The organism is Pseudomonas sp. Leaf58, from assembly GCF_003627215.1.
In the GTDB taxonomy this organism is placed as follows: domain Bacteria; phylum Pseudomonadota; class Gammaproteobacteria; order Pseudomonadales; family Pseudomonadaceae; genus Aquipseudomonas.
In genome coordinates, this window is sequence record NZ_CP032677.1 from 372,603 (window position 1) to 396,920 (window position 24,318).

At 62.3% G+C, this 24,318-nt stretch carries 18 protein-coding genes and 1 pseudogene; 11 read left to right on the forward strand and 8 right to left on the reverse strand.

Features of this window, described 5'->3' with window-relative positions; genetic code table 11:
• Positions 1-29: 29 nt before the first annotated feature.
• Positions 30-1,058 (forward strand): annotated as a pseudogene (locus DV532_RS31115) (cache domain-containing protein); the annotation flags it as partial.
• A 135-nt stretch (positions 1,059-1,193) separates the two neighbouring features.
• Complete coding sequence (locus tag DV532_RS31120) at positions 1,194-1,922, forward strand: methyl-accepting chemotaxis protein (RefSeq protein ID WP_372339991.1); 729 nt, start codon at positions 1,194-1,196, stop codon at positions 1,920-1,922.
• 106 nt (positions 1,923-2,028) lie between these two features.
• On the opposite strand, the gene DV532_RS01670 is transcribed toward DV532_RS31120, so the two are convergent.
• Entirely contained in the window at positions 2,029-3,069 is a 1,041-nt protein-coding gene (locus tag DV532_RS01670) for a low specificity L-threonine aldolase (RefSeq protein WP_056805714.1), read from the reverse strand.
• A 127-nt stretch (positions 3,070-3,196) separates the two neighbouring features.
• Entirely contained in the window at positions 3,197-3,886 is a 690-nt protein-coding gene (locus DV532_RS01675) for a hypothetical protein (RefSeq protein WP_156676009.1), read from the reverse strand.
• A gap of 85 nt (positions 3,887-3,971) precedes the next feature.
• Between DV532_RS01675 and DV532_RS01680 the strand changes: the two genes are divergently transcribed.
• From DV532_RS01680 to DV532_RS01715, 8 genes are all read left to right on the forward strand, one after another.
• Positions 3,972-5,225 (forward strand): serine hydroxymethyltransferase, encoded by a 1,254-nt coding sequence (locus tag DV532_RS01680; protein ID WP_056805708.1) that lies wholly within the window; start codon positions 3,972-3,974, stop codon positions 5,223-5,225.
• Between the two features lie 15 nt (positions 5,226-5,240).
• Positions 5,241-6,491, forward strand: coding sequence for a sarcosine oxidase subunit beta family protein (locus DV532_RS01685; RefSeq protein ID WP_016484536.1), 1,251 nt, complete (start codon positions 5,241-5,243; stop codon positions 6,489-6,491).
• A gap of 14 nt (positions 6,492-6,505) precedes the next feature.
• Positions 6,506-6,841, forward strand: coding sequence for a sarcosine oxidase subunit delta (locus tag DV532_RS01690; protein ID WP_016484537.1), 336 nt, complete (start codon positions 6,506-6,508; stop codon positions 6,839-6,841).
• Positions 6,838-9,852, forward strand: coding sequence for a sarcosine oxidase subunit alpha (locus DV532_RS01695; RefSeq protein WP_056805706.1), 3,015 nt, complete (start codon positions 6,838-6,840; stop codon positions 9,850-9,852). The genes DV532_RS01690 and DV532_RS01695 overlap by 4 nt, the downstream gene beginning before the upstream one ends.
• Before the next feature lie 170 nt (positions 9,853-10,022).
• Complete coding sequence (locus tag DV532_RS01700) at positions 10,023-10,655, forward strand: sarcosine oxidase subunit gamma (RefSeq protein WP_056805704.1); 633 nt, start codon at positions 10,023-10,025, stop codon at positions 10,653-10,655.
• Positions 10,656-10,667: 12 nt separating this feature from the next.
• Positions 10,668-11,525, forward strand: a complete 858-nt coding sequence (purU, locus tag DV532_RS01705) for a formyltetrahydrofolate deformylase (RefSeq protein WP_056805702.1) — start codon at positions 10,668-10,670, stop codon at positions 11,523-11,525.
• Positions 11,526-11,793: 268 nt separating this feature from the next.
• A complete protein-coding gene (gene fdhA, locus DV532_RS01710) occupies positions 11,794-12,993 on the forward strand; it encodes a formaldehyde dehydrogenase, glutathione-independent (RefSeq protein WP_023532721.1) in 1,200 nt (399 codons plus the stop codon).
• Between the two features lie 190 nt (positions 12,994-13,183).
• Positions 13,184-13,759, forward strand: a complete 576-nt coding sequence (locus tag DV532_RS01715) for a DUF2780 domain-containing protein (protein ID WP_056805699.1) — start codon at positions 13,184-13,186, stop codon at positions 13,757-13,759.
• A 31-nt stretch (positions 13,760-13,790) separates the two neighbouring features.
• Here the strand turns inward: DV532_RS01715 and DV532_RS01720 are convergent, their stop codons facing one another.
• The gene (locus DV532_RS01720) at positions 13,791-14,678 is read right to left on the reverse strand and encodes an acyltransferase (RefSeq protein WP_056805696.1); all 888 of its coding nucleotides are present in this window, start codon (positions 14,676-14,678) and stop codon (positions 13,791-13,793) included.
• A 182-nt stretch (positions 14,679-14,860) separates the two neighbouring features.
• Between DV532_RS01720 and DV532_RS01725 the strand changes: the two genes are divergently transcribed.
• A complete protein-coding gene (locus DV532_RS01725) occupies positions 14,861-15,361 on the forward strand; it encodes an ATP-dependent zinc protease (RefSeq protein WP_056805694.1) in 501 nt (166 codons plus the stop codon).
• A gap of 95 nt (positions 15,362-15,456) precedes the next feature.
• Here DV532_RS01725 and DV532_RS01730 read toward each other — a convergent pair whose 3' ends face one another.
• The 5 genes from DV532_RS01730 to aceE form a co-directional block, all read right to left on the reverse strand.
• A complete protein-coding gene (locus DV532_RS01730) occupies positions 15,457-16,080 on the reverse strand; it encodes a glutathione S-transferase (RefSeq protein WP_056805691.1) in 624 nt (207 codons plus the stop codon).
• Positions 16,081-16,083: 3 nt separating this feature from the next.
• Positions 16,084-16,752 carry a peptide-methionine (S)-S-oxide reductase MsrA gene (msrA, locus tag DV532_RS01735; RefSeq protein WP_056805689.1) on the reverse strand — a complete coding sequence of 223 codons (669 nt, stop codon included), beginning with the start codon at positions 16,750-16,752 and terminating at the stop codon, positions 16,084-16,086.
• 168 nt (positions 16,753-16,920) lie between these two features.
• Positions 16,921-19,611, reverse strand: coding sequence for a bifunctional diguanylate cyclase/phosphodiesterase (locus DV532_RS01740; protein ID WP_056805687.1), 2,691 nt, complete (start codon positions 19,609-19,611; stop codon positions 16,921-16,923).
• A gap of 375 nt (positions 19,612-19,986) precedes the next feature.
• Positions 19,987-21,627 carry a dihydrolipoyllysine-residue acetyltransferase gene (gene aceF / locus DV532_RS01750; protein ID WP_056805684.1) on the reverse strand — a complete coding sequence of 547 codons (1,641 nt, stop codon included), beginning with the start codon at positions 21,625-21,627 and terminating at the stop codon, positions 19,987-19,989.
• Positions 21,628-21,640: 13 nt separating this feature from the next.
• Complete coding sequence (gene aceE / locus DV532_RS01755; protein WP_056805681.1) at positions 21,641-24,286, reverse strand: pyruvate dehydrogenase (acetyl-transferring), homodimeric type; 2,646 nt, start codon at positions 24,284-24,286, stop codon at positions 21,641-21,643.
• Positions 24,287-24,318 lie beyond the last annotated feature (32 nt).

The following is a 24,318-nucleotide window of genomic DNA, read 5'->3' on the forward strand; positions in this document are numbered from 1 at the left end:
AGAGCATCCAGTGGCAATTGATCACCAGCATGGGCGCTGCCCTGCTGGCGAGCATCCTGGTCGTGGTCATCATCTTCACCGTGGCGCTCAACCGCCTCACCGAGCGCTACCTGGTCGACACTGCCCTGCCAGCCAGCATCGAAGCCATTCGCAACGACATCGAGCGCATGCTCGGCCAGCCACTGGTGGCGGCGGCCGACATTGCCGGCAACACACTGCTGCGCGACTGGCTTGCCGCCGGTGAAGACCCTGCCGAAGCGCCACGCTTTGTGGAATACCTGCAGGCTGCCAAACAGCGTAGTCACGCCTTCACCACGCTGTTCGTTTCGACTGAAACCGGCCATTACTACAATGAGAACGGCCTGGACCGTACGCTCAGCCGCAGCAACCCCAAGGACAAATGGTTCTACGGCTACATCGATAGCGGCGCCGAGCGCCTGATCAACATCGACATCGACGGTGCCACTGGCGAGTTGGCACTGTTCATCGATTACCGTGTGGAAAAGGCCGGCAAGCTGATCGGCGTGGCAGGCATGGGCCTGCGCATGACCGCGCTATCGCAACTCATCCACGACTTCAGTTTCGGCGAGCGCGGCAAGGTGTTCCTGGTGCGTAATGATGGCCTTATCCAGGTGCACCCGGATGCAGCCTTCAGTGGCAAGCGCCAGCTCACCGAGCAGCTCGGTGCAGAGGCTGCCAAGGCGGTAATGAGCGGTGGCGAGGGCTTGCGCAGCAGCCGCTTCAACCGAGATGGCGAAAGCTACCTGGCGCTTGGCCTGCCGCTGCGCGACCTCAACTGGACCTTGGTGGCCGAGGTGCCGGAACAGGAAATTTATGCGCCAATGCACCAGGCGGTGTGGCTGACCAGCCTGATAGGCGGCGGCGTGGCCTTGGTGTCGCTGCTGCTGGTGGTGCTGCTGGCGCGTGGCCTGGTACGCCCGATCCGCCGCGTCACTGGCGCGCTGGTGCAGATTGGCAGCGGCGCGGGTGACCTCAGCCACCGCTTGGACGATTCGCGTCAGGATGAACTGGGCGACCTGGCCCGCGGTTTCAACCGTTTCCTCGACAGCCAGCGTAGCCTTATCGGCGAGGTGCTGAGCACTTCCGAGCGGTTGCACCGAGCGGTCGAGCAAGTAACGCAGGTGGTGGACAACACCGCCGAACGTTCCGGGCGCCAGCAGGAGATGACCGAAATGGTCGCCACCGCTGTGCATGAGATGGGCCTGACCGTTCAGGATATCGCCCGCAATGCCGGTGACGCGGCCCAGGCCTCGCAATCGGCGCGGGATGAGGCCTTGCAGGCGCGCGAGGTTGTGCAGCGCTCGATTCGAGGTATCGAAGGTATGTCGGGCGATATTGGCAAAGCGGCTGACGCGGTTAGCCAGTTGGCGGACGAAGTCGCCTCGATCGATGAGGTTTTAGCGGTGATCCGCAGTATTTCCGAACAAACCAACCTGCTGGCGCTGAATGCTGCCATCGAGGCCGCACGGGCAGGGGAGATGGGCCGCGGGTTTGCCGTGGTGGCTGACGAAGTGCGCACGCTGGCCCGACGCACGCAGTCGTCCACCGATGAAGTGCAGCAGATGATCCAGCGCCTGAAGCAGGGCGCAGGTTCGGCGGTGAGTTCGATGCAGGCGGGGCAGCAGGCGACCGGCAGTGGTGTGGAGTCGAGCCAGCGTACCGGGGCGTCGCTGGGCGCGATTACCGACCAGGTGGAGCATATCAGCGACATGAACCATCAGGTAGCCACGGCCACAGAGGAACAGTCGGCTGTGACCGAGGAGATTAACCGCACGGTGCAGGGCATTTCCGACTTGGCGCGGGACACGGCGGCAGAGGTGCAGGGGTGTCGGCAAGAGTGCCAGGCGTTGCGTGGTTTGGCCGAGGACCTGGCGCGGCAGATGGGTGGGTTCAAGCTTTAGAGCGGTGTGGGCGTCTTCGCGGGTAAACCCGCTCCTACAGGGGCATCGCTGGCCTTGAACCCAGCGAGATCCCTGTGGGAGCGGGCAAGCCCGCGAATGCGTTCTGTCAGGCGGTGATGATGTTGCGGATATCCGCCGCCAATTCGCGCACCCGTTCCTCTTCGGTATCCCAGGAACACATGAACCGCGCCCCGCCGCTACCAATAAAGGTATAGAACCGCCAGCCCTTGCCGCGCAGCGCTTCGATGGCGTGCTCCGGCATTTGCAGGAACACCCCGTTGGCTTCCACCGGGAACATCAACTTGACCCCTGGCAAATCACTCACCAGTGCGGCCAGCAGCTGTGCGCAACGGTTGGCATGCGCGCCATGGCGCAACCAGGCGCCATCTTCCAGCAGGCCCACCCACGGTGCCGACAGGAAGCGCATCTTCGACGCCAGTTGCCCGGCCTGCTTGCAGCGGTAGTCAAAGTCTTCGGCCAACTGGCGATTGAAGAACAGGATCGCCTCACCCACCGCCATGCCGTTCTTGGTGCCGCCAAAGCACAGTACATCGACGCCGGCTTTCCAGGTCAGTTCGGCCGGGCTGCAGCCGAGGAAGGCGCAGGCATTGGTAAAGCGCGCGCCGTCCATGTGCAGGTTCAGCCCCAGCTCCTTGCAGGTGGCGCTGATCGCCTTCAACTCGTCGGGTCGATAGACGGTGCCGACCTCGGTGGCCTGGGTGAGGGTGACCACACGTGGCTTGGGGTAGTGGATGTCCTGGCGCTTGAGCGCCACTTCGCGGATCGACTGCGGCGTCAGCTTGCCGATGACGCTGGGTGCGGTCAGCAGCTTGGAGCCGTTGGAGAAGAACTCCGGCGCGCCGCATTCGTCGGTTTCGACGTGGGCGGTCTCCGAGCAGATTACGCTGTGATAGCTCTGGCACAGTGAGGCTAGGGCCAGGGAGTTGGCGGCGGTGCCGTTGAAGGCGAAAAACACTTCGCAGTCGGTTTCGAACAGGTTGCGGAAGTATTCCGCGGCGCGTTCGGTCCATTGGTCGTCGCCGTAGGCACGGTCGTGGCCGTGGTTGGCCTTTTCCATGGCCGCCCAGGCTTCGGGGCAAATACCGGAATAGTTGTCGCTGGCGAATTGTTGGCTTTTATCTGTCATGACACTGTCCTGTGAACGACGCAGAACAGCACTCTAAACCATCGCAGTGGGGTTGCCTATACAAGTGCGGACGGCGCTGCCGCCAGTCCGCAGGTGTGGTCGGCTTCTTGTATCGAGCATCTGACACTCAAACGGCAACTAGATAAATATCCCAATACACCGCTGTAAATTCATGGGTAACTTCATCCAGAAAGGCATTGATGTAGCGGAAGTCGATTTTATAGCGCGTGGAATTAAATAGCAGTTCTGAGGTTGCCGCCAGGGCAATTTGGCCAGATCGTGAATTTTTGTCATCGAAAATAGCGATGGTTTGGTTGGAGGCATACAGCTGAACATATGTAAAGGTTGCGGTTTGCTGTCTTGAAATAGTTGAAAGTTCTCTTTCAGTGATCCTTTGCTTATCAAGCACGGCTGCGTTGGCTGGGTGAAGGGTAAGGAAGTTACCCTGGCGACTCAACTGTGTCTCGCTACTTTGGACTTTATCGTAAACCCGTTGATGATCAAACGTTACCATGTCAATAAAGTCACCAGGCCGCGCCAAGACCAGTGAACCCCATGCGGCAGGGTCGAAGTTGAAATTCAACTTGCCCCAGCTGCCTTTGTTTAGTGAGTGTTCAGGCATTTTCTTGAACTCCGAATTACGCCGATAACGGTTATCGACGTGTCGAAAGCAAGGATATGAGGGCGCCGGCTTTTGGCCCACTGGCAGAAATGATAGGTGACGCACGATTTGGCAACGGCGGCTCCAGACGAAGCCCTTGAGAAAATGTGCGGTGCGAATGTCGTAAACGCGCCATTGCAAGGCGTGCGCAGGCATCTGACCTGCCCCGGCCAGTCATACCATCGCCACAAAGGGCCACAGTGCCCCACGACAAGAAACGATCGCTGCCGGGAGATACACGATGTTCAGCAAGCAAGACCAAATCCAAGGTTACGACGATGCACTGCTGGCGGCGATGAATGCCGAAGAACAGCGCCAGGAAGACCACATCGAGCTGATCGCCTCGGAAAACTACACCTCCAAGCGCGTGATGCAGGCCCAAGGCAGCGGCCTGACCAACAAGTACGCCGAAGGCTACCCGGGCAAGCGCTACTACGGTGGTTGTGAGCACGTGGACAAGGTCGAGGCCCTGGCCATCGAGCGCGCCAAGCAGCTGTTCGGTGCCGACTACGCCAACGTCCAGCCGCACTCCGGCTCTTCGGCCAACGGCGCGGTCTACCTGGCCCTGCTGCAGGCGGGTGACACCATCCTCGGCATGAGCCTGGCCCACGGTGGCCACCTGACCCACGGCGCCAAAGTGTCGTCTTCGGGCAAACTCTATAATGCTGTGCAGTACGGCATCGACACCAAAACCGGCCTGATCGACTACGACGAAGTCGAGCGCCTGGCGGTCGAGCACAAGCCGAAAATGATTGTTGCTGGCTTCTCGGCCTATTCCAAAACCCTCGATTTCCCACGCTTCCGCGCCATTGCCGACAAGGTCGGTGCGCTGCTGTTCGTCGACATGGCCCACGTGGCTGGCCTGGTTGCTGCTGGCCTGTATCCGAACCCGATCCCGTTCGCTGACGTGGTCACCACCACCACCCACAAGACCCTGCGCGGTCCACGTGGTGGCCTGATCCTGGCCAAGTCCAACGAAGAGATCGAAAAGAAGCTGAACGCTGCGGTGTTCCCGGGCGCCCAGGGCGGCCCGCTGATGCACGTGATCGCCGCCAAGGCCGTGTGCTTCAAGGAAGCGCTGGAGCCAGGCTTCAAGGCCTATCAGCAGCAAGTGATCGAAAACGCCCAGGCCATGGCCCAGGTGTTCATCGACCGTGGCTACGACGTGGTTTCCGGTGGTACCGACAACCACCTGTTCCTGGTCAGCCTGATTCGCCAGGGCCTTACCGGTAAAGACGCCGACGCCGCCCTGGGCCGCGCGCACATCACCGTCAACAAGAACGCCGTGCCGAACGACCCACAATCGCCGTTCGTCACTTCGGGCCTGCGCATCGGCACCCCGGCCGTCACCACCCGTGGCTTCAAGGTTGCCCAATGCGTGGCGCTGGCCGGCTGGATCTGCGACATCCTCGACAACCTCGGTGACGCAGACGTCGAAGCCGATGTGGCGAAGAACGTCGCAGCCCTGTGCGCTGATTTCCCTGTTTACCGCTGAGTGGAGTAAACGACCATGCAACGCTACTCGGGCTTCGGCCTTTTCAAGCACTCCCTCAGCCACCACGAAAACTGGCAGCGCATGTGGCGCACGCCAACCCCTAAAAAGGTCTACGACGTGGTCATCGTTGGCGGTGGCGGCCATGGCCTGGCCACGGCCTACTACCTGGCCAAAGAACACGGCATCACCAACGTTGCTGTGATCGAAAAAGGCTACCTGGGCGGCGGCAACACCGCCCGTAACACCACTATCGTGCGTTCCAACTACCTGTGGGATGAATCGGCCCAGCTGTACGAACACGCCATGAAGCTGTGGGAAGGCCTGTCCCAGGACATCAACTACAACGTGATGTTCTCCCAGCGCGGCGTCTACAACCTGTGCCACACCCTGCAGGACATTCGCGATTCCGAGCGCCGGGTTAGCGCCAACCGCCTCAATGGCGTTGATGGTGAGCTGCTGAACACTGCCCAGGTTGCGGCCGAAATCCCGTACTTGGACTGCTCCAAGAACACCCGCTACCCGATCCTCGGTGCCACCGTACAGCGCCGTGGTGGCGTGGCTCGTCACGACGCCGTGGCCTGGGGCTATGCCCGTGCCGCCGACGCCCTGGGCGTGGACTTGATCCAGCAAACCGAAGTGATCGGCTTCCGCAAGGAAAACGGCGCGGTGATCGGTGTGGAGACCAACAAGGGCTTCATCGGCGCCAAGCGCGTCGGCGTGGTCACTGCCGGTAACTCCGGGCACATGGCCAAGCTGGCCGGCTTCCGCCTGCCGCTGGAGTCGCACCCACTGCAAGCGCTGGTATCCGAACCGATCAAGCCGATCATCGACAGCGTGATTATGTCCAACGCCGTACACGGTTACATCAGCCAGTCCGACAAGGGCGACTTGGTGATCGGTGCCGGTATCGACGGCTGGGTCGGCTACGGCCAGCGCGGTTCGTACCCGGTGATCGAGCACACCCTGCAGGCTATCGTCGAGATGTTCCCCAACCTGTCGCGGGTACGTATGAACCGCCAGTGGGGCGGCATCGTCGACACCTCGCCGGACGCTTGCCCGATCATCACCAAGACCCCGGTCAAAAACATGTTCTTCAACTGCGGTTGGGGCACCGGTGGCTTCAAGGCGACCCCGGGTTCGGGCAACGTCTTCGCCGCGAGCCTGGCCAAAGGCGAAATGCACCCACTGGCCGCGCCGTTCTCCATGGACCGTTTCTACAACGGCGCATTGATCGACGAACACGGCGCCGCCGCCGTCGCCCACTAACCGGAGCCACCGTCATGTTGCATATATTCTGTCCCCATTGTGGCGAGCTGCGCTCCGAAGAAGAGTTCCACGCCTCGGGCCAAGCGCACATCGCCCGCCCGCTGGACCCTGCCGCCTGCTCCGACGAGGAGTGGGGTACCTACATGTTCTACCGTGACAACCCGCGCGGTATTCACCATGAACTGTGGGACCACGTTGCCGGCTGCCGCCAGTACTTCAACGTCACCCGTGACACCGTGACCTACGAGATTCTGGAAACCTACAAGATTGGCGAGAAGCCGCAAGTGACCGCCAACGGCAAAGCTGCGAACGCACCGTCGACCGTCAAAGGCCAAGGGGAAAAAGTATGAGCCAGACCTATCGCCTCGCCAGCGGCGGCCGTATCGACCGCAGCAAGGTCCTGAACTTCACCTTCAACGGCAAGACCTACCAGGGTTATGCCGGTGACAGCCTGGCCGCCGCGTTGCTGGCCAATGGCGTCGACATCGTTGGCCGCAGCTTCAAGTACTCGCGCCCACGCGGCATCATCGCCGCCGGTACCGAAGAGCCGAACGCCATCCTGCAGATCGGCTCCAGCGAAGCCACCCAGATCCCTAACGTGCGTGCCACCCAGCAGGCACTGTACGCGGGCCTTGTAGCCACCAGCACCAACGGCTGGCCAAACGTCAATAACGACGTCATGGGCATCCTCGGCAAGGTCGGTGGCAGCATGATGCCGCCGGGCTTCTACTACAAAACCTTCATGTACCCGAAATCGTTCTGGATGACGTACGAGAAGTACATCCGCAAGGCAGCCGGCCTGGGCCGCGCGCCGCTGCAGAACGACCCGGACAGCTACGACTACATGAACCAGCACTGCGACGTGCTGATCGTCGGTGCCGGCCCTGCTGGCCTGGCTGCGGCATTGGCCGCTGCGCGCAGCGGTGCCCGCGTGATCCTGGCCGACGAGCAGGAGGAGTTCGGCGGCAGCCTGCTCGACACCCGCGAAACCCTGGACGGCAAGCCTGCCGCTGATTGGGTCAGCGCCGTGGTCAAAGAGCTGGAAGGCCTGCCGGAAGTGACCCTGCTGCCACGCGCCACGGTCAACGGCTACCACGACCATAACTTCCTGACCATTCACGAGCGCCTCACCGACCACCTCGGCGACCGCGCCCCGATCGGCCAGGTGCGCCACCGCGTGCACCGTGTTCGCGCCAAGCGCGTAGTGCTGGCTGCGGGTGCCCACGAGCGCCCACTGGTGTACGGCAACAACGATGTGCCGGGCAACATGCTGGCCGGTGCTGTTTCCACTTACGTTCGCCGCTACGGCGTGGCCCCTGGCCGCAAGCTTGTGCTGTCGACCAACAACGACCACGCCTACCGCGCCGCGCTGGACTGGCACGATGCTGGCCTGCAAGTGGTCGCCATTGCCGATGCCCGCCACAACCCGCGTGGTTCGCTGGTTGAAGAAGCACGTGCGAAAGGCATTCGCATCCTTACCTCCAGCGCCGTGGTCGAGGCCAAGGGCAGCAAGCACGTCACCGGCGCCCGCGTGGCCGCCATCGACGTGCAAGCGCACAAGGTCACCAGCCCTGGCGAAACCCTCGAGTGCGACCTGATCGCAACTTCCGGCGGTTACAGCCCGATCGTTCACCTGGCTTCGCACTTGGGCGGTCGCCCGGTATGGCGTGACGACATCCTTGGCTTCGTGCCGGGCGATGCCCCGCAAAAGCGTGTGTGCGTGGGCGGTATCCATGGCGTCTACGCCTTGGGCGACGTTATTGCCGATGGCTTCGAAGGCGGCGTACGTGCAGCCACCGAAGCCGGTTTCAAGGCCACCGCTGGCAGCCTGCCGAAAACCGTAGCGCGCAAGGAAGAGGCCACCGTGGCGCTGTTCCAGGTGCCGCACGACAAGGGTACCAAAGGGCCGAAACAGTTCGTCGACCAGCAAAACGACGTGACCGCTGCCGGTATCGAACTGGCTACCCGTGAAGGCTTCGAGTCGGTCGAACACGTAAAACGCTACACCGCACTGGGCTTCGGTACCGACCAGGGCAAACTGGGCAACATCAACGGCCTGGCCATCGCCGCCCGTTCGATCGGCATCACCATTCCGGAAATGGGCACCACCATGTTCCGCCCCAACTACACGCCGGTCACCTTCGGCGCGGTAGCGGGCCGTCACTGTGGTCACCTGTTCGAGCCCGTACGCTTCACCGCCCTGCATGCCTGGCACGTGAAGAACGGCGCCGAATTCGAAGACGTCGGCCAGTGGAAGCGCCCGTGGTACTTCCCGAAAGCCGGTGAAGACATCCATGCCGCGGTGACCCGTGAGTGCAAGGCCGTGCGTGACAGCGTGGGCCTGCTGGACGCCTCGACCCTGGGCAAGATCGACATCCAGGGCCCAGACGCCCGCGAGTTCCTCAACCGCATCTACACCAACGCCTGGACCAAGCTCGACGTGGGCAAGGCCCGCTACGGCCTGATGTGCAAGGAAGACGGCATGGTCTTCGACGACGGCGTAACCGCCTGCGTCGGCGACAACCACTTCATCATGACCACCACCACCGGCGGTGCCGCCCGCGTGCTGCAGTGGATGGAGCTGTACCACCAGACCGAATGGCCGGAACTGAAGGTGTACTTCACCTCGGTAACCGACCACTGGGCCACCATGACCCTGTCCGGTCCTAACAGCCGCAAGCTGCTGAGCGAGCTGACCGACATCGACATGGACAAGGAAGCCTTCCCGTTCATGACCTGGAAGGAAGGCAACGTTGGCGGCGTACCTGCCCGCGTGTTCCGTATTTCCTTCACCGGTGAACTGTCGTACGAAGTCAACGTGCAAGCCAACTACGCCATGGGCGTGCTGGAAAAGATCATCGAGGCCGGCAAGAAGTACAACCTGACCCCGTACGGCACCGAGACCATGCACGTACTGCGTGCCGAGAAGGGCTTCATCATCGTCGGCCAGGATACTGATGGCTCGATGAACCCGGACGACCTGAACATGAGCTGGTGCGTGGGTCGCAACAAGCCGTACTCGTGGATTGGCCTGCGTGGCATGAACCGCGAAGACTGCGTGCGCGAGAACCGCAAGCAGCTGGTCGGCCTGAAGCCTGTGGATCCGAACCAGTGGCTGCCGGAAGGCGCCCAGCTGGTATTCGACCCCAAGCAACCGATCCCGATGGACATGGTTGGCCACGTCACCTCCAGCTACGCATCCAACTCCCTGGGCTACTCGTTCGCCATGGGCGTGGTCAAGGGCGGCCTGAAGCGCATGGGTGAGCGCGTGTACTCGCCGCAGGCCGATGGCAGCGTGATCGAAGCGGAAATCGTGTCTTCGGTGTTCTTCGATCCGAAGGGTGAGCGGCAGAACGTCTAAGGCCCCGGTACCAACCGATGCCCAGTTTGGAATGAGGTCTCTGTGGGAGCGGGCGTACCCGCGAAGAGGGCGGTGAATCCACCATCGCATTCGCGGGCATGCCCGCTCCCACAGGATGACCGTCTCCCGCAGGCATCGTGGTCGAATCCAGAATTCAAGGCAGGTAAGAAATGAGCGCTATCAACGTCTACCAGCAAAACCCCGGCGCAGAGGCCAAAGCCCAGTCGCCACTGCACCACGCCGACCTGGCCAGCCTGGTTGGCAAAGGCCGCAAGAACGCAGGCGTGACCCTGCGTGAACGCAAGTTCCTCGGCCACTTGACCCTGCGTGGCGATGGCCATGACCCAGAGTTCGCCGCCGGTGTGCACAAGGCCCTGGGCCTGGAGCTGCCAGTGGCCCTGACCGTGGTTGCCAACAACGAGATGTCGTTGCAATGGGTCGGCCCTGACGAGTGGTTGCTGATCGTCCCCGGTGGCCAGGAACTGGCAGTCGAGCAAAAGCTGCGCGCAGCCCTCGAAGGCCAGCACATCCAGATGGTCAACGTCAGCGGCGGGCAGAGCCTGCTGGAACTGCGCGGCCCGAACGTGCGCGAAGTGCTGATGAAGTCCACCAGCTATGATGTACACCCGAACAACTTCCCGGTGGGCAAGGCAGTTGGCACCGTGTTCGCCAAGTCGCAACTGGTGATCCGCCGTACCGCCGAAGACACTTGGGAACTGGTGATTCGCCGCAGCTTCGCCGATTACTGGTGGCTGTGGCTGCAGGACGCGTCGGCCGAATACGGCCTGAGCATCGAGGCTTAAGGAGAACAGAACATGAGTCGGGCACCGGATACCTGGATTCTCACCGCCGACTGCCCGAGCATGCTCGGCACCGTCGACGTGGTGACGCGTTACCTCTTCGAGCAGCGCTGCTACGTCACGGAGCACCACTCCTTCGATGACCGCCTGTCGGGGCGCTTCTTCATTCGCGTGGAGTTCCGCCAGCCGGACGATTTCGACGAAGCCGGCTTCCGTGCCGGCCTTGCCGAGCGCAGCGATGCGTTTGGCATGGCCTTCGAGCTAACCGCGCCCAACCACCGCCCGAAGGTGGTGATCATGGTGTCCAAGGCCGACCACTGCCTGAACGACCTGCTGTACCGCCAGCGCATCGGTCAGCTGGCCATGGACGTGGTGGCGGTGGTGTCCAACCACCCCGACCTTGAGCCGCTGGCGCAGTGGCACAAGATTCCTTACTACCACTTTGCGCTCGACCCTAAGGACAAGCCGGGGCAGGAGCGCAAGGTGCTGCAGGTAATCGAGGAAACCGGCGCCGAGCTGGTGGTACTTGCCCGTTACATGCAGGTGCTGTCGCCTGAGCTGTGCCGGCGCCTGGACGGCTGGGCGATCAACATTCACCACTCGTTGTTGCCGGGGTTCAAAGGCGCTAAGCCTTATCACCAGGCGTACAACAAGGGCGTGAAGATGGTTGGCGCCACGGCGCACTACATCAACAACGACCTCGACGAAGGGCCGATCATTGCCCAGGGGGTCGAGGTGGTGGACCACAGCCATTATCCGGAAGACCTGATTGCCAAGGGGCGTGACATTGAGTGCCTGACCCTGGCGCGGGCGGTGGGGTATCACATTGAGCGGCGGGTGTTCCTCAACGCCAATCGGACAGTCGTGCTCTAACGCCTGTTCCGGCCTCTTCGCGGGCACGCCCGCTCCCACAGGTAAAGTGCCAGCCTTGAAGGTTGCGCAATTCCTGTGGGAGCGGGCGTGCCCGCGAATGGCCTCACCATTTTTTACCTGCCGCTAAATGGCATCTCCCTGTCGCTCCCAGTCAGTGCATCTCGCCGTATCAGGCCCACAATTCCCCTCATTCCAGAAACACATGCCGCCCATGGATGGCGGCGCGTTCACCACCGCTGCATAAATATAAATCAAGCGAGGTAAGAGCATGTCTGGCAATCGTGGAGTGGTATATCTCGGCGCCGGCAAGGTCGAGGTGCAGAAGATCGACTACCCGAAAATGCAGGACCCACGCGGCAAGAAGATTGAGCACGGCGTGATCTTGAAGGTGGTCTCCACCAACATCTGCGGTTCCGACCAGCACATGGTCCGCGGCCGCACCACTGCCCAGGTCGGCCTGGTCCTGGGCCACGAAATCACCGGTGAGATCGTCGAGAAGGGCAGCGACGTCGAGCGCATGCAGATCGGCGACCTGGTCTCGGTACCGTTCAACGTCGCCTGTGGCCGTTGCCGCTCCTGCAAAGAGATGCACACCGGTGTTTGCCTCACCGTCAACCCAGCACGCGCTGGCGGTGCCTACGGCTACGTCGACATGGGCGACTGGACCGGCGGCCAGGCCGAATACGTGCTGGTGCCGTACGCCGACTTCAACCTGCTGAAACTGCCAGAGCGCGACAAGGCCATGGAGAAGATCCGTGACCTGACCTGCCTGTCCGATATTCTGCCAACCGGCTACCACGGTGCCGTGACTGCCGGCGTTGGCCCAGGCAGCACTGTCTACGTTGCTGGTGCTGGCCCGGTCGGCCTGGCAGCTGCTGCTTCGGCGCGCCTGCTTGGCGCTGCCTGCGTCATCGTTGGCGACCTCAACCCGGCCCGCCTGGCCCACGCCAAGTCTCAGGGCTTCGAAGTGGTCGATCTGTCCAAGGACACCCCGTTGCACGAGCAGATCGTCGATATCCTCGGCGAGCCGGAAGTGGATTGCGCCGTCGACGCTGTCGGCTTTGAAGCCCGCGGCCACGGCCACGAAGGTGCCAAGCATGAAGCCCCGGCTACCGTGCTGAACTCGCTGATGCAAGTGACCCGCGTCGCCGGCCAGATCGGTATCCCGGGCCTGTACGTGACCGAAGACCCGGGCGCGGTCGATGCCGCCGCCAAAATTGGCGCGCTGAGCATCCGCTTCGGCCTGGGCTGGGCCAAGTCGCACAGCTTCCACACTGGCCAAACTCCGACCATGAAGTACAACCGCCAGCTGATGCAGGCGATCATGTGGGACCGCATCAACATTGCCGAAGTGGTTGGTGTACAGGTGATCAACCTGGACCAGGCGCCGGAAGGTTATGGCGAGTTCGATGCAGGCGTACCGAAGAAATTCGTGATCGACCCGCACAAGATGTGGGGGGCTGCTTGACGGCATGATGTAACAACGAGCCCCTCAGTTTGAGGGGCTTTTTGCTAACTGGGATTCGGGCATTGTGGGAGTGGTCTCCCGACCAGACCGCGCCAGGCCGGCGAGCCGATACATGGCCTGGAACAAACCTTTGAAAAACCAGTCGAACACCTCGTTTCCCAGGCCATTCCGGCCGACGAGGTCCCTCCCGATGAAAGCATTCACCCTGGCAACCCTGATGACCCTGGCCGCAAGCCCGGTGTTCGCCTTCAATCTCAGCGACGCCGCCAACGCCGTGTCCGCGATGCAGACCCCGGCGCAACAAGGCCAGGTGCAGGCGCCTGCGGCGCAGGCCAATCTGCTCAACACCCTGGGCAGCGAATTGAAGATCACCCCCGAACAGGCTGTGGGCGGGGCAGGGGCGATGTTGGGGCTGGCGCGTAATAACCTGAGTTCCGATGACTACGGCCAGTTGACCAAAGCCGTGCCAGGCCTGGACTTGCTTGCCGGGGCCAATGTACTGGGTGGCTTGAGTGGGTTAGGGGATTTGCTCGGCAAGAACAGCGAGAGCCAGTCGGCATTGAGCAATGCGTTGGGTAACAACGTGGAGAACCGCAGCGACCTGGACAACGCGTTCAAGGCGCTGGGGATGGATACCGGGATGATCGGGCAGTTTGCGCCTTTGCTGCTGCAATACCTGGGGCAGCAGGGGATTGCCGGGTCGCTGTTGCAGAACCTGGGGAGCTTGTGGACCACTCCCGCGCCATTGACCCAACCGTCGGTCTGAGGGTTTTGTAGGGCCGGTTCAGGCAAAGATCTCAGCTGATCTCCGCCCGCAGCTGCTCGATCCGTTCGTCCTTGCCCGCCCACAGCTGGTTCACCCAGGCCTGCACGGTTTGCCGGAACTCAGGGTCATTCTCGTAATCCCCCGACCATAGCGCCGGGTCGAGCTCACGCACCTGAATGTCGATAATCACCCGGCTGATGCTGCCATTGAGCAGGGCCCAGAAACCCGGGGCCTTGTTGCCGGGGTAGACGATGGTCACATCCAGCAAGGCATCCAGCTGGTCCCCCAACGCCGCGAGTACGAACGCCACGCCACCCGCCTTGGGTTTTAGCAGGTAACGATAAGGCGACTGCTGCTGCTGGCGCTTGGCCTCGCTAAAGCGCGTGCCTTCCAGGTAGTTCACCACCGTCACGGGCTGGCGTTTGAACAGCTCGCAGGCGGCCTTGGTGATCTCCAGGTCCTTACCCTTCAGCTCCGGGTGCTTTTCCAGAAACGCCTTGCTGTAGCGCTTCATGAACGGGTAATCCAGGCCCCACCAGGCCAGGCCCAGCAGTGGTACCCAGATCAGCTCTTTTTTCAGAAAGAATTTGAAGAACGGTGTGCGGCGGTTGAGGCTTTCGATCAGTGCCGGAATGTCGACCCAGGTCTGGTGGTTGCTCACCGCCAGGTACGAGGTGTCCTTGCGCAGGTTCTCGACGCCACGGATGTCCCACTGCGTGGGGATACACAGGGCAAAGATGGCCTTGTCGATCTCCGACCAGGTTTCCGCCACCCACATCACCGCCCACGAGGCATAGTCACGCCCGCGGCCCGGCAGCACCAGCTTGAGCAGGGCGAAGACCAGCAGCGGGCAGATCAACACCACGGTGTTGAGCAGCAGCAGGGTGGTGGTGAGAATGCCGGTCAGCAGGCGACGCATAAAAAGACTCTTGTTGTGGGAGATAAGCGGTTGGCAATGATAAGCAGCGCTGCGCCCTACGCCAAATGTCCAATGCCCAGCAGCGCGGACAAATGTTTCACATTATGTTGGTTAGGCTTCTGGCAGCGAACCTATCCTGCCAGTGCAGTCTAAGCACTGAACCTTTTCAAGGATGCCTGCCTGTGAAACCTCTGCTTGCCCTGTTGTCGTTGTTGGCGCTGCCGGTAATGGCTGCTGAGCCCACCCTTTACGGCCGTTACGAGAACATTGCCCTGCCCGAGTTGGGCGAAACCCTTAAAGCCAAGATGGACACCGGTGCCTTTACCGCTTCGCTGTCGGCCAAGGACATCGAGCTGTTCACCCGTGATGGCGACGAGTGGGTGCGCTTCCGCCTGGCGACCAAGGACTCGAACGGCAAGGTGTACGAGCACAAGGTCTCGCGCATCAGCAAGATCAAGGGCCGTGCCGATGAAGAGGACGAGGGCGATGCGCCAGAGATCTCCAAGCGCCCGGTGGTCGACCTGGAGCTGTGCCTGGGTGACGTGAAGCGCACCGTGGAGGTCAACCTGGTCGACCGCAGCAGCTTCAACTACCCGTTGCTGATTGGCTCCAAGGCGCTGCGCGAGTTCAAGGCCGCGGTCAACCCGGCCAAGAAGTTTACGGCTGGCAAGCCTGACTGCTAATCGCAGCCGCCAGTACCGGTCCTTTCGCGGGTAAACCCGCTCCTACAAGTGCTGCACAGCCCTTGAAGCCTTTGCAGTACCCGCGAAGAGGCCCTTCAGGCTACTGGTGCCGTTGCCAGCATTGACGGCCGCTTGGCCACCTCGGCATACCACGCCGCCAACCCAGGCTGGCGCTCGCGCCAGCCAAACTCGGGTTGACGCAGGTCCAGGTAGCCCAGTGCGCAAGCCACACCGATCGCCGCCAGGTCGAACCCGGACATCAGCTCTGGCAGGTGTTCCTGCTCCAGGTTGGCCAGGCTACGGCGAATCTTCTCGGCCTGCGCTTCGAGCCAGCCGTCCCAGCGTTTGTCCTCAGGCCGCAGGAAGCTCTCATAGCGGCTCGACACCGCCGCATCCGTGATCGCATCGGCCTGCGACACCAGGGTCATGCGCCGCCAGCGCGCCGAGCCCTCGCGCGGCAGCAGCGGCAGGCCAACATGCTGCAGGTCGAGGTACTCGCAGATCACCCGGCTGTCGTGCAGCACGGTGCCGTCTTCCAAGCGCAGGGCCGGGATCTTGCCGATCGGGTTGTCCTGGTTGAGCTGCGGGTCGCCGCTGACTGGGCTGATGTTCACCGGCTGCAGCTTTACCCGCTCAAGCTGGCCGGTTTCATGCAACACCACCATGACCTTGCGTACGAAAGGCGACAGGGGCGAGTGGAACAGGGTCATCGTGCTCATGTGTCAGTTACCCTGCAGGCTCGGTGGCAAGCACACGCCGGTACCGCCGATACCGCAGTAGCCGTCCGGGTTCTTGGCCAGGTACTGCTGGTGGTAGGCCTCGGCGAAGTACACGGTCGGCGCCTGGTCGATTTCGGTGGTGATTTCGCCGAAGCCGGCCTTGCTCAGCTCGGCCTGGAACGCATCGCGGCTGGCCTTGGCCTGCTCAAGCTGTTCCGGGCTGGTGCAATAGATGGCCGAGCGGTATTGGGTGCCGATGTCGTTGCCCTGGCGCATGCCCTGGGTGGGGTTGTGCAGTTCCCAGAACATCGCCAGCAGTTCGCGGTAGCTGACCTTGTCCTTGTCGAAGACCACCAGCACCACTTCGGTGTGGCCGGTCAGGCCCGAGCAGACTTCTTCGTAGGTGGGGTGGGGGGTGAAGCCGCCCGCATAGCCAACCACGGTGCTGACCACGCCTTCACGCTGCCAGAAGCGGCGTTCGGCGCCCCAGAAGCAACCCAGGCCGAAGATGGCGAAGTCGATAGCGCCTTCGAAGAACGGGCCGAGCAGTGGGGTGTCTTTGAACACGTAATGGAATTCGGGCAACTTCATTGGCGTTTCGCGGCCAGGCAGGGCCTGTTCCGCGGTAGGCATGACGTTTTTGTTCACCAGGATTTCCGAACGCAGGACCATGGCCGTTCCTCTGTGTCTATTCAGTGGGATAGGTGTTGGGGCTTTCGCGGGTAAACCCGCTCCTACAGGGACCCCACAGATTTGGAATAGTGTGGTGTCCCTGTGGGAGCGGGCGTGCCCGCGAAAGGGCCCGAATGGGTCCTATAGTGCCCGAGGTTGGCGCCGCTGTCAGGCCACCGGGCCACGCGGGTAGCGCTTCAGCCGTTCGGCCAGTTCGCGCCCTGGGATCGGCCGGTCGAACAGGTAGCCCTGGCCCACGTCGCAGCGGTGCCGGCGCAGGAACGCCAACTGCGCCGGCGTCTCGATACCTTCGGCCACCACCTTCAGCTTGAGGTTGTGGGCCATGGCCACCACCGCTGAAGTGATTTCCATGTCGTCCTGGTTATCCGGGATTTCGTTGATGAAGCTGCGGTCGATCTTGAGGATGTCGATCGGAAACTTCTTCAGGTAGCTCAGCGACGAATAACCGGTACCAAAGTCGTCCATGGCCAGGGTCAGGCCCAAGGCCTTCAGCTCGTCGAGTTGGCGGTGGGTGTCTTCGGTGGCTTCCAGCAGCAGGCCCTCGGTCAGTTCCAGCTCCAGCAAATGCGGGGGCAGAGCTTCTTCCTTGATGATCGAGCTGATCGAGGCCACCAGGTCCGGGTCGGAGAACTGCTTGGGCGACAGGTTGATGGCCACGTGCAGGTTGCCCATGCCGGCTTCGCGCAGCTCCAGGCTCATGCGGCATGACTGGCGTACCACCCACTTGCCAATCGGGATGATCAGGCCGGTTTCCTCGGCCACGCTGATGAACTGGTCCGGGCGGATCATGCCGCGCTCGGGGTGGTTCCAGCGTAGCAGCGCTTCCAGGCCCAGCAGGCGGCCGCTGCGCAGGCACAGCTTGGGCTGGTAAAACACCTCCAGCTCGTTCTGGGTCAGGGCGCGGCGCAGGTTGTTTTCGACAAACAGCTTGTAGCTGGCTTCGGCATTGAGCACTTCGGTAAACACCTGCACCTGGTGCTTGCCGTTGGCCTTGGCCTTGTGCAGCGCCAAGCCGGCGTTTTTCATCAGGCTGGCCGGGTTGGCGCCGTGCAACGGCGCGTAGGCCAAGCCTACCGAGGCGGTGACGTTGATCAGCTGATTATCGACGAACATCGGTTTGTCGAGGGTACGCAGCAATTGCTGGGCGACGCCCTGGCCATCTTCCAGGCTGGTGTCGTCGAGCAACACGGCAAACTCGTTGCTGGCAAAGCGCGCCAGGATACCGCCGGTGTGCAGGCTGTTGCGCAGGCGCCGGGCCAGGCTGATCAGCAACTTGTCGCCGGTCTGGTGGCCGAGGCTGTCGTTGATGCGCTTGAAGTTGTCGATGTCCACCAGCAACAGGCACATCGAATTCTCGCCATCGCGGGCAAAGCGCTCGTCCAGGCTGCGGATGAACGCCGGGCGGTTGCCCAGGTTGGTCAGGTTGTCGGTGTACGCCAGGCGCTCGATGCGCTGCTGGGCCAGCTTGGTCTGGGTGACATCCTCGTAGATGCCGATGTAGTGGGTCAGCTCGCGGTTGTCGCCGTAGACCTTGGAAATCGACAACTGGCCCCAGTAGGGTTCGAGGTTCTTGCGTCGGCTCTTGAACTCGCCCTGCCAGCTATTGCCCATAGCCAGGCTGGACGGCGAATCGAACAGCAATTCGCTGAGGTTCTCTAGCGCCGGCAGCTCGCCCAGGTGACGGCCTTGAACTTCCTCGGTGCTGTACTGGGTGATGGCGGTAAAGCTTGGGTTGACGTATTCCACCACGCCGTCGCGGTTGACCAGCAGGAAGGCGCTGGCGCTCTGCTCGACTGCACGCTGGAACAGGTGCAAAGCGCTGGCTGCGGTACGCCGGTTGTGGTTGGTGATGACTTGGGCAAACTGGTCGGCCAGCTCGCCGGCAAAGGCAATTTCGTCTGACTGCCAGGCCCGTGCCTGGCCGGTCTGCTCCAGGCACAGCACGCCGACCACTTGGCCGTCGACGCGGATACTGGCATCGAGCATGGCTTTGTTTTCTGGGCGCAGGCTTTGCGCCAGGGCGCGGGTGCGCGGGTCATGGCCGGCATTGTGGGCGTCGATGGCGCGGCTGGCATGCAGCGCATCCAGGTAGTCGGGGAAGCGGCTGGCATCAATAGCTTGGGGCTGGCGGTGTACCTGTGCGTCCCGGTACCAGGCGGTGATGGGTTCCAGGCGCTGCTCTTCGAGGTGCCAGATACTGGCGCTGTCGACCTTGTAGATTTCGCAGGCGCTCTGGGTAATCAGTTGGGCGGCCTCCAGCAGTGAGTTCCCAGAGCTATAGCGCTGGCGCGCGAGGCGCAAGATCAGGTCTTGCTGGCTGCGTACCCGCTCCAGGTGCTCGAGTTGTTCCTGTTGTGCGCGCTGGTTCAGTTGCAACGCCAGTTGCAGCCGGTTGTTGCGCGATTCCAGGGCACTGGCATCGGCCTCGCCGGTATCGTCGGGCTGGTCGTCGAGCACGCTCAGGTAGCCACGCAACAGCTGGCGGCTGTGCTGCTTGTAAGCCTCACCGGCCTCCAGCAGGCGTAGTGACGCATTGGGTGTGTGCAAGGTGTAGCGCACGCGGTAGTAGCCGCGCTGGGTCAGTTGCAGCTGAATCTCGTCGTGCAGCCGGTAGCGGGCCTCGGGCTCCATCAGGCTGGCGTAGGGTGCGTCTACCAGGGCGCACAGGTCAGCGGCTTGCAGGCCGAACTGGCGTTCGCAGGCTGGGTCCAGGTAGAGCATGGCCCAGGTGGCTTCGTTGAGCCGTTCGAAACGCAGCATGCCGAGCCGCGAGGGCACGGGTAACGGCGTGACGACCTCGGCCGCCACACGGCTGGCGGCATCGGTTTGGCTTTTCATCGAAGACTCGCTTGAAGAGGGAACGCGGCCTTGGGGCGGCGAATCTGGCAAGGTTGCATCATGTCCTGGGGGCTGGCAAGCAGCCGTGTGTGATGCTGTGTACGGGTTATCGGCTGTCTGGTCGGAATCTGAAGTTTGCCTGGAGATTTTGGGGCCGCTTTGCGGCCTGTGGGAGCGGGTTTACCCGCGAACACCGGCGTAGCCGGTGCCATGTACCGAGTTGGAATCTTCGCGGGTGAACCCGCTCCCACAGATGGGCGCAGCCCTCCCAAAATATCCAGGCAAAAAAAAGCCCCGCCAATCGACGGGGTTGAGGTACGAGCGTGGCAGCTCGAAAAGGGTACTGCCCCTCGCCAGGAGGGGCAGTGGGCTGCCTTACAGCAGCATGGTGCGGATATCGCCCAGCACGTCGCCCAGGCGCTTGGTGAAGCGCGCGGCGGCAGCGCCGTTGATCACACGGTGATCGTAGGACAGCGACAGCGGCAGCATCAGCTTCGGCTGGAAGGCCTTGCCATCCCAGACCGGCTGCATGGTTGCCTTGGACACACCGAGGATCGCCACCTCTGGCGCGTTGACGATCGGCGTGAAGCCGGTGCCGCCAATGTGGCCGAGGCTGGAGATGGTGAAGCAAGCGCCTTGCATCTCATCAGCCGACAGCTTCTTGGTGCGGGCTTTTTCAGCCAGCGCAGCCGCTTCGGCAGCCAGCTGCAGCAGGCTCTTCTGGTCGACGTTTTTGATCACAGGGACCAGCAGGCCGTCCGGGGTGTCCACGGCAAAGCCAATGTTCACGTACTTCTTGCGGATGATGGCCTTGCCGCTTGGCGCCAGCGAGCTGTTGAAGTCCGGCAGTTCCTTGAGCAGGAAGGCGCAGGCCTTGAGCAGCAGTGGCAGCACGGTCAGCTTGACGCCAGCCTTCTCGGCCACGGCCTTCTGCGCTACGCGGAAGGCTTCCAGCTCGGTGATGTCGGCGGAGTCGAACTGGGTCACGTGCGGCACGTTCAGCCAGCTGCGGTGCAGGTTGGCAGCACCGACCTGCATCAGGCGGGTCAGGGCCACTTCTTCCACTTCACCGAACTTGCTGAAGTCCACGGCAGGGATCGGCGGGATGCCAGCGCCGCCAGTTGCGCCGGCGGCTGCCGGCGCTTCCTTGGCCTTTTGCATCATCGCCTTGACGTAGACCTGCACGTCTTCTTTCAGGATGCGGCCGTGCGGGCCGGACGCGGCAACCGCGCCCAGGTCAACACCGAATTCACGGGCCAGCTGACGTACCGCTGGGCCAGCGTGAACCTTGGCGTTGCTGCCAGCAGCCGGCGCAGTAGCAACCGGTGCAGGGGCAGCAGCAGCCGGGGCGGCAGCGGCAGGTGCGGCGGCTGGGGCAGCCTCAGCCTTGGCTGGTGCAGCAGCGGCAGGTGCCGGGGCGGCAGCAGGCGCTGCGCCAGCGACTTTCAGCTTGAAGATCAGGTCGCCAGTGCCAACTTCGTCTTCCAGCTTGCACAGTACTTCTTCGACCACGCCGGCGGCCGGCGACGGGATTTCCATGGAGGCCTTGTCGGACTCCAGGGTAATCAGCGACTGGTCAGCCTCGACGGTATCGCCGACTTTAACCAGCACTTCGATGATCTTGGCCTTGCCCGACGAGCCGATGTCCGGCACGTGGATGTCCTGCACGCTGGCGGCAGCCGGGGCTGCGGCCGGAGCAGGGGCAGCTTCGGCGGCCGGGGCCGGTGCAGCAGCCTGGGCAGGCGCGGCGGCGGCTGCCGGAGCCTCAGGCGCCGCAGCGGCGCCCTCGACTTCCAGTACCAACAGTTCGTCGCCTTCTTTCAGGCGGTCGCCCAGCTTGACCTTCAGCTCTTTGACGATACCGGCCTTGGGGGCCGGGATCTCCATGGAGGCCTTGTCGGACTCCAGGGTCAGCAGGCTCTGGTCAGCCTCGATACGGTCACCGACCTTGACGAACAGCTCGATGATTTCACCTTCACCGCTGCCGATGTCAGGTACGCGAATGAGTTCGCTCACTTAAAAATACTCCTCAGCAGTCCAGTGGGTTGCGCTTGTCCGGGTCGATGCCGAACTTGACGATGGCGTCAGCCACAACCTTGGGTTCGATCTCGCCACGGTCAGCCAGGGCTTCCAGGGCAGCCAGCACCACGAAGTGGCGGTCGACTTCGAAGAAGTGACGCAGCTTCTTGCGGCTGTCGCTGCGACCGTAACCGTCGGTACCCAGGACTTTGAACTCTTTGCTCGGTACCCACTGGCGAATCTGCTCGGCGAACAGCTTCATGTAGTCGGTAGAGGCGATGACCGGGCCTTTGCGACCGTTCAGGCACTGCTCGACGTAAGTCTGCTGTGGCTTCTGGCCAGGCTTCAGGCGGTTGGCGCGTTCTACGGCCAGGCCGTCGCGACGCAGTTCGTTGAAGCTGGTGACGCTCCACACGTCGGCACCGACGTTGAACTCTTCACGCAGGATCTTCGCGGCTTCGCGGACTTCGCGCAGGATGGTGCCGGAGCCCATCAGCTGTACGTGGTGCGCGGCTTCGCGGGTGTCTTCTTCCAGCAGGTACATGCCCTTGATGATGCCTTCCTCGACACCGGCCGGCATGGCTGGCTGCTGGTAGGATTCGTTCATCACGGTGATGTAGTAGAAGATGTCCTGTTGCTCTTCGGTCATCTTCTTCATGCCGTCCTGAATGATCACCGCCAGCTCGTAGCCGTAGGTTGGATCGTAGGTGCGGCAGTTAGGGATGGTACCGGCCATCATGTGGCTGTGACCGTCTTCGTGTTGCAGGCCTTCACCGTTGAGGGTGGTACGGCCGGCAGTACCGCCGATCAGGAAGCCACGGGTGCGGCTGTCGCCTGCGGCCCAGGCCAAGTCGCCAATGCGCTGGAAACCGAACATCGAGTAGAAGATGTAGAACGGCAGCATCGGCTGGTTGTGGCAGCTGTACGAGGTACCGGCAGCGATGAACGACGACATGGCGCCGGCTTCGTTGATGCCTTCCTCGAGGATCTGGCCCTTCTTGTCTTCGCGGTAGAACATCACCTGGTCTTTATCGACTGGCTCGTAGAGCTGGCCGACCGACGAGTAGATGCCCAGCTGGCGGAACATGCCTTCCATACCGAAGGTACGGGCTTCGTCCGGGATGATCGGGACGATGCGCTGGCCGATTTCCTTGTCCTTGACCAGCTGCGCCAGGATACGCACGAAGGCCATGGTGGTGGAAATTTCACGGTCGCCCGAGCCGTCCAGGATCGCTTTCAGCGTTTCCAGTGGCGGTGTTGGGATGCTGAAGCTCTTGGCACGGCGTTGCGGTACGAAGCCACCCAGGGCTGCGCGGCGCTCGGCCAGGTACTTGGCTTCGGCAGAACCTTCTTCTGGCTTGAAGAACGGCAGGTTCTCCAGGTCGGCATCCTTGACTGGGATGTCGAAGCGGTCACGGAAGTGACGCAGGCTGTCGACGTCGACCTTCTTGGTGTTGTGTGCGGTGTTCTTGGCTTCGCCAGCACCGGTGCCATAACCCTTGATGGTCTTGGCCAGGATGACGGTTGGCTGCTCTTTGTGGTTAACAGCCTGGTGGTACGCCGCGTAGACCTTGTACGGGTCGTGGCCGCCACGGTTGAGCTTCCAGATCTCTTCGTCGGACAGGTCTTCGACCATGGCCTTGAGCTCTGGGGTGTTGAAGAAGTTTTCACGCACGTATGCGCCGTCTTTGGCTTTGTAGTTCTGGTATTCGCCGTCGATGACTTCGTCCATGCGGCGCTGCAGGGCACCGTTGGTGTCCTTGGCCAGCAGTGGGTCCCAGAAGCGGCCCCAAACGACCTTGTTGACGTTCCAGCCACCGCCACGGAACACACCTTCGAGTTCCTGGATGATCTTGCCGTTGCCGCGAACCGGGCCGTCGAGGCGCTGCAGGTTGCAGTTGATGACGAAGATCAGGTTGTCCAGCTTCTCGCGGCCGGCCAGGGCGATTGCGCCCAGGGATTCCGGCTCGTCGCACTCGCCGTCGCCCATGAAGCACCAGACTTTTTGCTTGCCGGCCGGGATGTAGCCGCGAGCTTCCAGGTACTTCATGAAGCGTGCCTGGTAGATGGCCTGGATTGGGCCCAGACCCATCGATACGGTCGGGAACTGCCAGAAGTCAGGCATCAGCCATGGGTGCGGGTACGAAGACAGGCCGTTGCCGTCCACTTCCTGACGGAAGTTGTTCATCTGGTCTTCGTTGATGCGGCCTTCCATGAAGGCACGGGCGTAGACGCCTGGCGAAGCGTGGCCCTGGAAGAAGATCAGGTCGCCGCCGTGTTCTTCGGTCGGGGCCTGGAAGAAGTAGTTGAAGCCGATGTCGTACAGGGTGGCGCTGGAGGCGAAGCTGGAGATGTGTCCGCCCAGGTCCGAGTCTTTCAGGTTGGTGCGCATGACCATGGCCAGGGCGTTCCAACGCACCATCGAGCGAATGCGGCGTTCCATGAACAGGTCGCCAGGCATGCGTGCTTCGTGGGTGACAGGGATAGTGTTGCGGTATGGCGTGGTGATGGCATACGGCAGCTGGGAGCCACTACGGGTGGCCAGCTCGCCCATACGGGTCATCAGGTAATGAGCGCGGTCTTCGCCTTCTTTGTCGAGGACCGACTCCAGGGCATCCAGCCATTCCTGGGTTTCGATTGGATCGAGGTCTTGCATGGCTTGCTCCAGGGCGGAAAGGCAACCAGAAT

Bases quoted from the DNA above. Each gene is read 5' to 3' on its own strand.
- DV532_RS31120 (WP_372339991.1), top strand. From the start codon at position 1,194: ATGGTCGCCACCGCTGTGCATGAGATGGGCCTGACCGTTCAGGATATC.
- DV532_RS01730 (WP_056805691.1), bottom strand. From the start codon at position 16,080: ATGAGCACGATGACCCTGTTCCACTCGCCCCTGTCGCCTTTCGTACGC.
- DV532_RS01685 (WP_016484536.1), top strand. From the start codon at position 5,241: ATGCAACGCTACTCGGGCTTCGGCCTTTTCAAGCACTCCCTCAGCCAC.
- DV532_RS01695 (WP_056805706.1), top strand. From the start codon at position 6,838: ATGAGCCAGACCTATCGCCTCGCCAGCGGCGGCCGTATCGACCGCAGC.
- DV532_RS01680 (WP_056805708.1), top strand. From the start codon at position 3,972: ATGTTCAGCAAGCAAGACCAAATCCAAGGTTACGACGATGCACTGCTG.
- DV532_RS01670 (WP_056805714.1), bottom strand. From the start codon at position 3,069: ATGACAGATAAAAGCCAACAATTCGCCAGCGACAACTATTCCGGTATT.
- DV532_RS01675 (WP_156676009.1), bottom strand. From the start codon at position 3,886: ATGCCTGCGCACGCCTTGCAATGGCGCGTTTACGACATTCGCACCGCA.
- DV532_RS01700 (WP_056805704.1), top strand. From the start codon at position 10,023: ATGAGCGCTATCAACGTCTACCAGCAAAACCCCGGCGCAGAGGCCAAA.
- aceE (WP_056805681.1), bottom strand. From the start codon at position 24,286: ATGCAAGACCTCGATCCAATCGAAACCCAGGAATGGCTGGATGCCCTG.
- fdhA (WP_023532721.1), top strand. From the start codon at position 11,794: ATGTCTGGCAATCGTGGAGTGGTATATCTCGGCGCCGGCAAGGTCGAG.
- DV532_RS01715 (WP_056805699.1), top strand. From the start codon at position 13,184: ATGAAAGCATTCACCCTGGCAACCCTGATGACCCTGGCCGCAAGCCCG.
- DV532_RS01740 (WP_056805687.1), bottom strand. From the start codon at position 19,611: ATGAAAAGCCAAACCGATGCCGCCAGCCGTGTGGCGGCCGAGGTCGTC.
- purU (WP_056805702.1), top strand. From the start codon at position 10,668: ATGAGTCGGGCACCGGATACCTGGATTCTCACCGCCGACTGCCCGAGC.
- msrA (WP_056805689.1), bottom strand. From the start codon at position 16,752: ATGGTCCTGCGTTCGGAAATCCTGGTGAACAAAAACGTCATGCCTACC.
- DV532_RS01720 (WP_056805696.1), bottom strand. From the start codon at position 14,678: ATGCGTCGCCTGCTGACCGGCATTCTCACCACCACCCTGCTGCTGCTC.
- DV532_RS01690 (WP_016484537.1), top strand. From the start codon at position 6,506: ATGTTGCATATATTCTGTCCCCATTGTGGCGAGCTGCGCTCCGAAGAA.